Origin of the sequence: Thermogemmatispora sp. (assembly GCF_042408735.1) — a bacterium.
Classification (GTDB): Bacteria; Chloroflexota; Ktedonobacteria; order Ktedonobacterales; family Ktedonobacteraceae; genus Thermogemmatispora.
Genome location: NZ_JBHOQV010000142.1, coordinates 68,233 through 81,038, shown reverse-complemented (window position 1 = coordinate 81,038; position 12,806 = coordinate 68,233). Strand labels below are relative to the sequence as shown.

The window sequence follows — 12,806 nt, the reverse complement described above, 5'->3', positions numbered from 1 at the left end:
TCGTTGACGTGTCGGGGATGGATGACCAGCAAGTGACAATGGAGAACAAGGGCTGCACTGCCAGAGCTGCCCGCCCCGGGAGAGCGGACAGCTATCGCCGCCTGGAACAGCCACAAGCGTAAGCATGCTTGCTCTCTTCATGCTCCCTCATGGTAAGCTGAGCAGGCTAAGAGGAGGTTAATGGATGAGGATGGCCCTGTTAAGGGCCGGTTATATTTTGCCGAAGGCCGCCTTCCCACGGCCACCGAAGCTCACGGAGGCGGCAGGACGCCGCTCACCCACCCACCTTCCCTCCCTCTCTTTCCGATCGAGGTGGGCGGTACCGAAACCTGGGTGAGCAATTGATCAATTGGATGAACTCTGGTACTATAGAAGCAGGCTGGCAGATATGGCCACCTGGAGAGACAAAGGAGCAGAAGAACCGGGAACACCGCCCAGGACCAGTCGTATGGTCACCCGACAAGCCGACGCTCAGGCAGGCAGAGCGAGCCACAGACAACGGACAGCCCGGGGCAAGAGCCGGCGAGCCTTGACCCAGAGAGGGTTGCATCTCCAGAGGGCAGAGCCTGCTCGCGAGGAAGAAGGCTATTGCTGGTGGCCTGTCAGGAGACCTATCTCCTCCTCCCCGATGCTCCTCCTGACTCCCCTGTCTTTTCGGCAGCCGCCGTTCAGGTCAGCCTGTCCACTCCGAGGGACCGTTGCGGAAGGTACCCGTGGCCGACTCCAGAGGCATAGAAGCTGCCCTTCCCCCACAATGAGCCTTGTTATTGGGCTTCGTCTGCTTACCCTGCTTCCCACACACCAGCAAAGGAGGAGCAATCTTCATGGAACAGCGCATCTACCACGGTCAGCTCTCCCCGGATGGTCTGGCCGACTATCTCGTCCAGACCTTTGGCCAGGACTATAGCTTTCTCGGCTGGGGCGGTACCTCCCTGAGGACCATCGCCCAGCAAGTCGGTCAGGGGGACCATGTGCTCGTGCAGATCGCCCAGGCCCGCCCCTGGAGTGGGCGCCTGCGCACAGCCCTCGGCGTCAGCATCTCACGCCTCCCCGACGGTATCAGCGTCAGCGTCGGTCAGAGCAACTGGCTCGAGGGTCCGCTGACCGGCATGCTCTGGGGAGCCTTGTTCTTTCCGCCTCTGCTGCTCTTTCCCCTGATACGCGGCATCGGGAACTTCAGCTTCTACCAGGATGTCTGGCAGGCGATCGAAACCTACTGTACTCAGGTCCAGGCGACACGCACCAGCGCCCATCGCCTGCACAGCCTCTACTGTGCCCGCTGCGGCGCCCTCAACGACGAAGCGGCAGAGCACTGCCATCTCTGCGGCGCTCTCTTGAGCGAGGAGGTCGCCAGCGCTCCCGAGCAGGTCGACTGCCCGAGCTGCCACGAGCGCGTGGTGGCCGCCCGCTTCTGCGGCAATTGCGGCGCCCCCCTGGCAGCAGCACCAGCTCGCCGCTCACCCGAATCCGGGCCTGAGCCTGAGCAGAGCAATCAGGACTAGCCAGCGGAGCGGCCCTGGCCGGCTCACTGGGCCAGGGCTTTCCCGCCCGACAAAGCAAGAAAAGAAGGAAGGAAAGAAGGAAAGCAGAGAGGCAAGGCCCGGCAAGGCAGAGCAGGGCAAAACAGAACCGAGGGGAGCAGGCCCGTCGGGCAGCAGCGCGCATGTGGCCTGAGCCGGAGCGCTGCTATCCGACAGAGCCTGCACCCACTCTCCATCCATCAGCTATGGCGGTGGCTATGGCCTCAGCCAGCTACTGCACGCTCAACACCAGGTTGCCGCTGTAGCTATGGCCGGCGAGCAGCGGCGTTGGTACGCCGTTGACCGTTAGCGCGAGCGTGTGGCCGGCGAGGGCCGTTAGCTGCGCATCGGGAGCGATCACCAGCTTGCTCAGGTAGGAGGTCGCGGTGACCGTCCAGCGCGATCCGGAGTTGAGGGTGACGATCACGCCATTGTTGATCACTGGGGCGGGCGTATTGCTCACCTCGCCCAACTGGAGATAGTTAGCCGCCGTGATAGTGCTCACCGCATGGCGCGTCAACGAGGCCGAGATCGCCCCTGTCAGGCGAGCATGGTCGAAGGTCAAGACCATATTCAGGCCGGCCAGACCGCCGCTGGCAGCGGCCCCACCCCGTATCCCGTTGAAGAAGTTGCCCGTCAAGGCGATATTGGAGAAGGTAGCCACGGCATCGCCACTATGGACCGCCGTCACATCGAAGCTGCTGTCCCTGGTGGGCAACCCGGTCGGTTCCTGATAGACGCCAGCATTGACCAGCCTGCCGTTGACAATCACCGGCCCGGGATCATCGTTCTCCATGAGCTGCACGAGAACACCGTTGGCCGGCAGGAGGCGCGCGCCCTGCGAGCCATCAACCGTGATAGTGATGGCCTGCCCCTTATCCAAAAAGGTCGCCTCCTGAGTTCGGAAGAGCGTGCCCCCGGTCACGCTGACCGCGCCCGGCCCGTGCCACATCACGCCGAAGCGGCGCGAATTGATGACGGTAGGGCGCACCGGCAATTGGGCCAGCTCGCGTGCGCTCAGCCCAAGCCCGAGCGAGGCATTGAGCTGGGCCACCGCTGTCGGCGTGCTATCGCCATAGAAGACCGTTCCACCGCGGATAATACTGGCGTAGGTAGCGACGTCGAAGGTTGTCCCCAGGAAGCGCTCGACCGCATCGCCGATGGCATAGGAGCCATAGCCGCCTTCGCTGCCCGTGTTGATGAGGGTGCTATCGATAGCCGTGAGCTGCCCGTTCTGCCCAACGTCGCTGGAAAGGACGCCCCAGCCCTCAGAGGAGAGGATCGAATTGATGTATGAGGCTTTCGTATTGACGCCGAGCAGATTGGTGGCGCGCACATTCCCGGCGATGCTCAGCATCCAGGGAGCCGATTCCATAGAGGCCAGATCGACTGTGGGGACATAGTCTGAGGGCAGCGTTCCATCGTGTACGGCGATCAGCGAGTTCTTGACAATCACATTGGCGCCGCCCTCGGCCACGATGGCGGTGCGCACCGCCCCCGTGTTGTTGATGAGAGCATGGTCGACAACCAGCCTTGTGCCATCGCCCGTGCCCACAATAGCGGCCCCGTAGCCAACGAAGTCGGAGCGCCCGTTGCCGGTGAAGGTGATCGTGGGGTGGACTAACACGTAACTGCCCCCGGCCACATAGATCCCATTAAAGGCTTCTCCAGTGGAGACCAGGCGGATATTGCTCGCCGTGGTGGCGGTCAGCACACCCCCCAGCACGCCGGCCAGCACCGACCTGGCGCGCACGATCCCACTGCTATCGACGTAGAGGGCCTGGCGGAAGGGGAAAGTCAGGCCCTGCCAGAGCACGGGGTTGGCCTCTGCGACCGTCAGAACGACGTCGCCGCGGTAGGTTCCCGGCTGGATGGCCGTGGTAGTGCCGCCGGTGGCGGTGAGACGCTGGCCGGTCTCGATGCCGTTGACGGTGAGGGTCAGGCTATAGCCGGCAGGGGCCGCCAGGGTACAGCCCTGAGCCACCGTCAGGCGCTGCAGACGGACGGTCTGGCTGATGAGCAGAGTCTGCCCACTGCCGCAGGCGAGGTCGTCCAATGGCCGCGCCTCAACGACGGCTGTGAGCGCCAAGGATGGCAGTAGAACAGCAATCAGGGCCAGCAGGAACTGACCCAGCCGCTGGCGCGCGCAGGTGGCTGCCCTCCTGGCAGCCGGTAAGCAATCAGGCCGTGTCACGCTCGTCCTCCTTGAGCATGAGGTAGCGAGCACACCCCTCTCACCTTCAAGCCGGAGAGAGGGCCGCAGCCCGCCCCGATCCGACAGCGACCAGCGTGGTCGCCGCTCTCTTTCCCCCTAACTGCTCCTGCTTCCGCCTGGTTGCTCCAGTACCCACCCTGGCCACGCCTCGCCTCTCTCTCGCCTCTTCCCTCACAGCGGGCCTACCGGATGCGCGGATGAAAGAAGGAGAGGGCCAGAGGCCGAGAGCGGTAGAGGAGCAGGCCACAAGGCCGACGATGGCTGGTCCTCACCGCTAGTGTAGCTGCCCCCCAGCGACGAGTCACTACCGCTCGCTTCCGCTTTTTCCTTTCCGCTTGCTTCCTCCTGCCTGGCGGGCAGCGGGGCAGGCCGCCGCTTCGCCCCCAGCGCGAGTGGTATAGATGACTTGACGAATGAACCCGAAGCGGGTATAGTATACGCATAAACGTCATCCGACAGGATGAATCTGTCTCGTCATGAGAGGAGAAAAGGCCATGAGTACCGCAAATACCCCAGCTTCAGGTGCTGTCAGCGCGGGGAGGGTAAGCGGTTTTGATCGGCTGTTGGGGGCGCTGCAGAGCATTGGGCGCTCCCTGATGTTGCCCATCGCGGTCTTGCCGGCGGCGGGTCTTCTTCTGCGCTTTGGGCAGGCCGATCTGCTCAACCTGCCGTGGATGGCGGCGGCGGGCAACGCTGTTTTTGCCAACCTCTCGCTGATCTTCGCGGTGGGCATTGCCATCGGTCTAACGGGTGGCGAGGGAGCGGCGGCCCTGGCTGGCCTGGTGGGTTATCTTGTCTTCAACGGCGTCTTCAGCGTGATCATTCCGCAGGTCAACGGTGCCCCGGATCCAGGGATTTCAATGGGCGTCTTTTCCGGCATCATCGTAGGTCTGGTCACTGCTGGTCTCTACCGGCGCTTTCACGACATTCGATTGCCGGACTACCTGGCCTTCTTCGGGGGCAAACGCTTTGTTCCCATCATTACGGCGCTGGTGATGCTCGTGCTTGGGGCTCTCTTCGGGCTGATCTGGCCGCCTATCCAGGGGGTGATCAACGCTGCCGGGCAGGGCATTGTCGCCCTGGGGCCGCTGGGGACGGGCCTCTATGGTCTGCTGAACCGGCTGCTGATTCCCTTCGGCCTACATCACGTCCTCAATACCTATGTCTGGTTCCAGCTCGGCACCTATCACAGCGCTCACGGCCTGGTCACCGGCGACCTCAATCGCTATTTCGCTGGCGATCCGACGGCGGGTAATTTCATGGCCGGTTTCTTCCCCATCATGATGTTCGGCCTGCCGGCGGCCTGTCTGGCGATGATTCGCCGGGCCCACTATCGGCCCGTCGCTGCCGGCATTCTGCTTTCTGCCGCTCTGACCTCCTTCCTGACGGGGGTGACGGAGCCGATCGAGTTCGCCTTCCTCTTCGTGGCGCCTCTTCTTTTCCTGATCCATGCGATCCTGACCGGGACGGCCCTGGCCCTGTGCACGGCCCTCGGTATTCGCATCGGCTTCACGTTCTCCGCCGGCCTGATCGACTATCTGATCAATTTTAGCAAGGCCAACACCAGCCAGCCGCTGCTGTTGCTGGTGATCGGGGTAATCTACGGGGTGATCTACTACTTTATCTTCGATTTCTGCATCGCCCGCTTTGATCTGGCTACCCCGGGACGCGGCAGGACGGCCACCGACGGCCGCAGCGACTGGATTCTGCCCGAGAGCCAGCGCGGTCCGCGTCCGGGGTCGGTGGAGGCGACGGCGGCGGGGACCGTCAAGGCCGCAGCGGTCGACAGCGATGAGCAACTGGCTGCTGAGCTGCTGGCCGCCCTTGGGGGAGCGAGCAATGTCGAGAGCGTCGAAGGCTGTATTACGCGCCTGCGGCTCTTCGTGCGCGATCCCGCGGCGCTTGATGAGGCCCGCCTGAAGAGCCTGGGGGCTGCCGGGGTGATCAGACACGGCAAGATCGTGCAGGTGGTCATGGGTACTCAGTCCGATCGGCTGGCCAGCCGCATGAAGCCGCTGCTGCGCACGGGGAAGGCGGCCGGCGCCGCCGATGAGCCTGTCGAGGAGGGTCAGGCATGAGGGCAGAGCCAGGGCGCAGCTCGGAGCTGGTGGTGCTGGCGCCGCTGGATGGCGAGGTAGTGCCGCTGGAGCAGGTGCCCGATGAGGTCTTCGCGCAGAAGATGGTTGGCGATGGCCTGGCGATCGAGCCGCGGGGAGGCGTGGCCGTGGCCGTGGCTCCCATCAGCGGCAGACTGGTACGGCTCTTTCCGGGCGGACACGCCTTTGTGGTGGCCGCCGGGCAGGCCAGTCCCGAGGAGGCGGCGGTCATTGTCCATCTGGGTCTCGATACCGTGGAGCTGGCCGGCGATGGCTTCACGCTGCTGGCCCGCGAAGGCGACCAGGTCGAGGCCGGTAAGCCGGTGGTGCGCTTCGAGCGCGCGCGCCTGGAGGAGCGCGGCAAGGCCGTGGTGAGTCCGGTGGTCTTCAGCGGGAACGGGACCGTGGTGCAGCGGGCCAGGGGAACGGTGCGCGCCGGACGAGACGTGCTCTTTGTGGTGCGGCTTTAGGCGACGTTCGGCCTGGGTTTGGGCGGGGGCCGCCTGGCCTTCGCTTGACAGGACCAGGCTTCGGCTTTATCCTCAAAGCAGGAGGGAGAGGCGCGAGGAGCCTGTGAGGATCGGGCTGCGCCTCTCTGCGTTGGAAATTCCCGTTACTGCAGGCGTAGAAGCGAGGCGGCCTCGGCCTCATATGGTGGCCTGCCCGGTCCCCGGCGGCTTGCTTAGCAGGAGAGGCCGACCAGTGATCGGACCCCAGTCCCAGTCAGGGCAAGGCTGGCCGTAGCCTGAAGGGCGGAGCCGTCTTCTGCGCCAGCGGCCGGACTAGAAAAGGAGCCTGGCTATGCTCGAAGCACTTCCACGCGCCAGGTGGTCGAACAGCTATCGCCTTCTGCGGGACGGCTTGCTGCTGGCCGAGATCGGTCCCGCGCTCCGTTGTCAAGTTGACGGTCAGGCTGTTCTGGGCCGCAGCCGCCTGGTGCGCTTTGGTCGCTACGGCCGGCGCCTCTCTTGTCTGCTCGAGGTCAACGGGAGAGTGATGGCAGAGGCCCAGCCGCGGGGAGTGGGACGAGGGTGGACGATTGTGCCGGCAGGGTCCGAGCGCGCTTATCGTCTGCGCCCCAGGCGTCCGCTGGCCATGACCTTTGTTCTGGAAGAAGATGGTATTCTCCTCGGCACGATCCGCCCGCAGGGCCGGTGGCTGTGGGGAATGCGCAAGGCCGTGATTGAGCTGCCCGGCCTGCCCCTGCCACTGGCTCTCTTTGTCTTCTGGCTGGTGATCACTACCTGGCATACTCAGCATCGCGACGGTGGCGGAGGAGCGATGTGACGGCCATCTCCGACGGCTCCAGCAGCCGGCGCAGGCCACCTATCCCTTGACAGCTAACCTGACTCAGCCATATCTTCAGGGTGGACGAGCAAACCAGGAGAGGCCGGGGCAGGTTCCCCAGAGCTGACCGGCTCAGGAACACCATGTATCGGCACGTCCGCGCCCGTGCTTCCCGTCTCGATCCCGGCCGGTCTCTGGTAGAGAGGCCAGCCTGTCAGCAGATTGCCAGGCCAACACAAAGAGGGCCAGAAAGGAACGATCGTGATGCTCGAAGCTGAGCCAAGCCACTGGTATTCACGCAACTACGTCATCCTCCAGAACGGGCAGCGGCTGGCCGAAATCAAGCGCGGTCTCTTTCGCGAGCAGGGCAGCATCACTGTGGGGGGCCAGACCTGCCGCATTCGCCGCGATGGCCTGACGGGTCCTTTCCTCTACGAGGTCGATGGGACGGTCCTGGCGCGCGCCTGGATTCATAGCTTCAGACGCTTCTTTGATGTCGAGTACGAGGGGCAACGCTATAAGCTGCGCGCGCGCTCGCGCGCCCTCCTGGCGCGCACCTTTGTCCTGGAGCGCGATGGGGAGGTCATAGGGACCATCCGCCCGAAAAGCCTCTTTGGCCGCAAGCTGCTCATCGAGATGTCCTCTCTCCCCCCGACCATTGCCCTCTTTCTGTTCTGGCTGGTCATGATTCAGCTACAGCGCGAGGAGGCCGCGGCGGCAGGCGGCGCTGTGGCTGCCAGCGGCTAAGATCAGCAAGGCCGCGCGGCAAGAAGCGGAGGCGGAGCGGGCAGCACACCGCAGGCGCTGGCCAGCCCGCGAAGCTGAAGCGGAACGGGCCGTGCTTAGAGCAGGGAGAGGTCGCGCCAGAGGGCGTAGGTGCTGCTGCTGCTGAGGATGGCGCCGGCCTGCTGAACGCGAGCAACGTCCTCGGCGGTGCGGATGAAGCCGCCGGCGATGAAGGGACCGGGCAAGAGTCGGCGCAGGGTGGCGGCCACCTCGGGGAACATAATGCCGGGGAGCACCTCGACCAGGTCGGGGCCAGCGTGAGCGATGGTGCGCACGCCCTTCTCGAGACCCGAGTCGTCGAGCAAAAGCAGGCGCTGAATGGTCAGCAGCCCTTCGGCGCGGGCCGCCGTCACTAACTGCGATTTGCTGGTAATGATGGCCTCGACGCCGATCTGATGCAGATATTGGATGCCGGCGCGGTCCTTGCCCACGCCGCTGACCAGATCGACGTGGACGACCACGCGCTTGCCCCGGCTGCGGGCCTCCGCGACAAAGGGAGCGAGCTGGAAGGCGTCGCCCTTGAGCAGGAAGAGGAGCGGGGCGTCGGCCTCCAGCGCGGCCCGCATGTCCTCCTCGGATTTGAGGGCCGCCGCTACGGGATAGCGGCGCGCCAGGCGCAGAAACTCTCGCTTCTGTTCGATCATCATGGCAGGGTACCCGCTTGGCTCGTCTGTCCGGCCAGGCCGCCCGTGCATGAGTGAGGCGGAGAAGCCTGGGCAGGGAAGGGTCAGGGCACAGCGCTGCTCCCAGGTGGGGCAGGCGGCCGTTCTCTGCATCAGGGACTGGCTGAGCGATCTGGGCTTATGGTCTCAGGAATATCTATATTATAAACAGAGCCAGAAGCCTTGTCCAGCGGGACCAGGGCGGGAGAGCCAGCTCCCCCGGCCGCCAGCGCCGGCAGTCTGGAGGCCAGAGCACGGGCCTTTCCCCCTTTCAGCCCTTGACAAGCGGGCGTTTGTTCCCTATATTAGAGGTAGGGCAGAGAGTATTTCCAGCCCATCCTGCTGGCTATCATAGCGACAACTAAATCATCTCAAGACAGGACAGTGAACTGAAAAGTCCTGAGCCAGTGCTTCGGCACGGCTTGGGACTTTTTTCTTTGCTTCCAGGTTGGGCAGCGCCGTGGTGGACAGCCGGGAAGAGGGGAGCAGAGCGGCAGAGCAAGAAAGAGCGCTGGCAGGATGGAGAGCTGGAGGCGAGCCGTGCGCCGGCCGGCCAGATAGCAGGCTGGCAGCGTTGCCGGGTGAGTGGGGCGTCGGCGCCAGGGAGCGGCTGGTAGTGGCTCTGCCCACCGATGCCTGCGGGAAGAGCGCAGGAGCAGAGCGCCGCAGTTACATACAGGCAGGCGGGTATAGTGCCTGGAGGCGCCTGGCCGTGAGGGAGGGGAGTGGCGTCCAGGCTGTATATACCGACCCAGTTGGTTGACAACGGAAGATGTCACAGCAACAAGAAAGGGCTTGTCTATGGCGAAGTACGTACTCGCCCTCGATCAGGGCACCACGAGTTCGCGCGCGATCCTCTTCAACCACGACGGCGCGGTCGTCAGCGTAGCGCAGCAGGAGTTTCCCCAGATCTACCCGGCCCCTGGTCTCGTGGAGCATGATCCCGAGGCCATCTGGTCCAGCCAGCTCAGCGTGGCGCAGGAGGCCATCAAGAAGGCCGGGGCGAGCGCCACCGACATTGCAGCCATCGGCATCACCAACCAGCGTGAGACCACGCTGGTCTGGGAGAAGGCCACCGGCAAGCCGGTCTTCAACGCCATCGTCTGGCAGAGCCGTCTCACGGCGCCCATCTGCGAAGAGCTGAAGGCGAAAGGCTTCGACAGCGAGATCCGTCAGCGGACCGGGCTGGTGACCGATGCCTATTTCTCCGGCACCAAGGTCAAGTGGATTCTGGACAATGTGCCCGGGGTACGCGAGAAGGCCGAGCGCGGCGAGGTGCTTTTCGGAAACGTGGACACGTTCCTGATCTGGCGCCTGACCAAGGGGCGCGTGCACGTGACCGATGCCACCAATGCTTCGCGCACCATGCTCTACAACATCTACACGGGCGACTGGGACGATGTGATCCTCAAGGAGCTGGGCGTTCCACGCGCCATGCTGCCCCAGGTCATGCCTTCGAGCACGGTCTACGGGGAGACCGATCCCGAGTTCTTTGGCGCCCCGATCAAGATCGCTGGTGTGGCCGGCGATCAGCAGGCGGCCACCTTCGGCCAGGCCTGCTTCGAGGTCGGGATGGCGAAGAATACCTATGGGACCGGGAGCTTCATGTTGATGAATACGGGCGAGCGCGGCGTGGCCTCGAAGAATGGCCTGCTGACAACGATCGCCTGGCGCATTAACGGCCAGACGACCTACGCGCTCGAGGGCAGTATCTTCATTACGGGCGCGGCGGTGCAGTGGCTGCGCGACGGCCTGCGCGCCATCGCTTCGAGCAGCGACGTGGAGCAACTGGCGATGTCGGTGCCCGATAACGGCGGCGTCTATCTGGTGCCGGCCTTCGTCGGGCTGGGCGCGCCGTATTGGGACCCCTACGCGCGTGGGACGATCGTGGGCCTGACGCGCGGGTCGAGTATTGCCCACATTGCCCGGGCGACGCTGGAGTCGATGTGCTACCAGACACGCGATGTGCTGGAGGCCATGACGGCGGATAGCGGCGTCCACGTGAAGGCCCTGCGCGTCGATGGCGGCGCGGTGGTCAATAATCTGCTGATGCAGTTCCAGGCCGATATTCTGGGCGTGCCGGTGCAGCGCCCGAAGGTGGCCGAGACGACGGCCCTGGGGGCCGCTTATCTGGCGGGCCTGGCCACCGGCTTCTGGAGCAGTCAGCAGGAGGTGGCCGAGCAGTGGGCGGTTGATCGCACCTTTGAGCCGCAGATGAGCGCCGATCAGCGCGAGGCGCTCTACGCCGGCTGGAAGCGCGCCGTCGAGCGCTCGCTGCAGTGGGAGCGGCCCGCTTAGGTCAGCCTGTTGGCTGATTGGTTGGTTGGTTGAGCGGCAGACTGGCTGACTGGCTGGCTCTTCTCGTCCGCTCCGGCGCGGGCACGGGCGCGGGGCCACGACCTTTCTTGCCGGTGTCGGTGCCATCCGCGGGGCGCGCGCTCCGATTCGTTAGCGCTCACGCGCGCGCCTTCCCCGCCGCGGGTGGTGGTCCGGTCTGCTTTGCCGGTTCGTCCATTCGTCGGGGGAGTGATTGCTTCTGGTCTGAGTCTATTCTGACTGAGCAACAAAGGAGTTTGACCAATGGCCCGACAATTCACAGGCAGGCCCTCAGTGCTTGCGGGCCTGTGGGGCGAGTGCATCGCTGAATTCTTCGGCACGATGATCCTGCTGCTCTTCGGCGATGGCTGCGTGGCAACGTTTGCGCTCTTTACGAATATCGGGGCAAACAATGCCGCTACCCCGTTCGCCAATGAATGGATCGTGATTATCCTGGGGTGGGGCCTGGCGGTGATGCTGGGCATTTATGTGGCTGGGGCGGTCAGCGGCGCCCATCTCAATCCCGCGGTGACGCTGGCCCTGGCGGCCCGCGGAAAGTTCGAATGGGGCAAGGTTGTGCCTTACTGGATCGCTCAGGTGCTCGGTGGGTTTGTTGCTGCCGCTATTCTCTACTTTGTTTATCAGGGGGCGCTGGTCCATGCGCTGGCGCTCAATCACTTGAGCATCGGGCAGATCGCCGATCCGAATGGCTACGGCGGGGTCTTCTATACGTCGCCGAAGCCGTTCGTGGGGACCTTCGGCGCCTTCTGCGATGAGTTCCTGGGCACGGCTTTGCTGGTGGGCCTGATCTTTGCGATCACCGACGGGCGCAATCAGCCGGTGCAGGCGAATCTGAATCCGCTGATTATCGGCCTGCTGGTGGTGGCGATCGGAGCTTCCTTCGGACTGAATACGGGCTATGCCATTAACCCGGCGCGCGATTTTGGTCCGCGGCTGTGGATCGCTCTGGTGAGCGGTGGGGCAAGCCTGTCGGCCAATAATTACTACTTCTGGATTCCGATCGTGGCCCCGCTGTTGGGCGGCGTGGTCGGCGCCTTCATCTACGACTTTACGGTCGGGAAGGTACTGGAGGCCCGCGGCCTGACGAAGTCCGGCACGGCCGAGACGAAGGGCGAGGCTGTGCGCGTTCCCAGCGAGGCAGAGTAATTGGACAGCCCGGCCGCCCTGAAGGGCGGCCGGGCTGTGGCTGAGCCGCCAGCCCAGGCGCTGCGCCGCAGCGCTCTCTTCCTTCTCTCGTTCCCCCCAATGCCCACCCCACCTCTCTCTGCTCGTCCCATCCCCTTGCTCGCTCCCCAGCCATCGATCAGTTCAGCTCTCGCTCCCTGCGGGGTGGCGTGCCAGGCGCCAGCCGTCCGCCCATCGCCCTCCTGCGGCGCCAGACCATAGCAGGCCGCCCGGCCCGCAGGGGCGGCGGCGACTGCCCGGGTCGATTTCAGGATAGGCAGAGCATTGAAACAGACACAGCCTGGTTTCAGTGTAGCACAGTGCTTTCTTGCATGACACACTGAAAACGGCAAAAGTCAATAAAGGCCGCTGTCAGGAGCAACCGTATGGCAGAGCACAGTTACAGGCACGCTTTATGCAAGAGAGAAGAATGAGGGCAGGACCCCGAACGCTTTGCCTCCGCTGCGTCTCGCCTCCGGGGGTCCTGCCGCCGCCAGGTCTTGGGGGATGACCTGGCCAGATACACGGTTCGGTACAGCCTGGGCAGGCACAGGGGCGGAGAGCCGGCGAGGCTGGCCCAAGCCAGCTTGCTTTGAGGCCGAAGCCGGTCCCCGGAGCAACGGACCGCCTTCCTTTCCGCTCCGCCTGTCGCCTGCCGCGGCCCACGCCGTCCCCTGGACTTGAACGGCATGGGCGCGCGTGAGCCGCTCGACCAGGGTGCCAGAGCATGCCAGACGAC

The 12,806-nt window shown here is 64.4% G+C and carries 9 protein-coding genes; 7 read left to right on the top strand and 2 right to left on the bottom strand.

The window, feature by feature from the left end:
• Window positions 1-824 precede the first annotated feature (824 nt).
• Entirely contained in the window at window positions 825-1,502 is a 678-nt protein-coding gene (locus ACFMO7_RS15715) for a zinc ribbon domain-containing protein (protein ID WP_376796440.1), read from the top strand.
• A gap of 250 nt (window positions 1,503-1,752) precedes the next feature.
• On the opposite strand, the gene ACFMO7_RS15710 is transcribed toward ACFMO7_RS15715, so the two are convergent.
• On the bottom strand, window positions 1,753-3,714 hold the full coding sequence (locus tag ACFMO7_RS15710; RefSeq protein ID WP_376796439.1) for a hypothetical protein: 1,962 nt from the start codon (window positions 3,712-3,714) through the stop codon (window positions 1,753-1,755).
• A 617-nt stretch (window positions 3,715-4,331) separates the two neighbouring features.
• Between ACFMO7_RS15710 and ACFMO7_RS15705 the strand changes: the two genes are divergently transcribed.
• The 4 genes from ACFMO7_RS15705 (at window position 4,332) to ACFMO7_RS15690 (ending at window position 7,865) form a co-directional block, all read left to right on the top strand.
• Entirely contained in the window at window positions 4,332-5,813 is a 1,482-nt protein-coding gene (locus ACFMO7_RS15705) for a PTS transporter subunit EIIC (RefSeq protein ID WP_376796450.1), read from the top strand.
• Window positions 5,810-6,301 (top strand): PTS glucose transporter subunit IIA, encoded by a 492-nt coding sequence (locus ACFMO7_RS15700; protein ID WP_376796438.1) that lies wholly within the window; start codon window positions 5,810-5,812, stop codon window positions 6,299-6,301. Before ACFMO7_RS15705 ends, ACFMO7_RS15700 begins: the two co-directional genes overlap by 4 nt.
• Before the next feature lie 331 nt (window positions 6,302-6,632).
• Complete coding sequence (locus ACFMO7_RS15695) at window positions 6,633-7,118, top strand: hypothetical protein (protein ID WP_376796437.1); 486 nt, start codon at window positions 6,633-6,635, stop codon at window positions 7,116-7,118.
• 264 nt (window positions 7,119-7,382) lie between these two features.
• Window positions 7,383-7,865 carry a hypothetical protein gene (locus tag ACFMO7_RS15690; protein WP_376796436.1) on the top strand — a complete coding sequence of 161 codons (483 nt, stop codon included), beginning with the start codon at window positions 7,383-7,385 and terminating at the stop codon, window positions 7,863-7,865.
• A gap of 95 nt (window positions 7,866-7,960) precedes the next feature.
• On the opposite strand, the gene ACFMO7_RS15685 is transcribed toward ACFMO7_RS15690, so the two are convergent.
• Window positions 7,961-8,551, bottom strand: a complete 591-nt coding sequence (locus ACFMO7_RS15685) for a glycerol-3-phosphate responsive antiterminator (RefSeq protein WP_376796435.1) — start codon at window positions 8,549-8,551, stop codon at window positions 7,961-7,963.
• Between the two features lie 816 nt (window positions 8,552-9,367).
• Here ACFMO7_RS15685 and glpK point away from each other — a divergent pair.
• Window positions 9,368-10,864 carry a glycerol kinase GlpK gene (gene glpK, locus ACFMO7_RS15680; RefSeq protein WP_376796434.1) on the top strand — a complete coding sequence of 499 codons (1,497 nt, stop codon included), beginning with the start codon at window positions 9,368-9,370 and terminating at the stop codon, window positions 10,862-10,864.
• A 282-nt stretch (window positions 10,865-11,146) separates the two neighbouring features.
• The gene (locus ACFMO7_RS15675; protein WP_376796433.1) at window positions 11,147-12,049 is read left to right on the top strand and encodes an MIP/aquaporin family protein; all 903 of its coding nucleotides are present in this window, start codon (window positions 11,147-11,149) and stop codon (window positions 12,047-12,049) included.
• Window positions 12,050-12,806 lie beyond the last annotated feature (757 nt).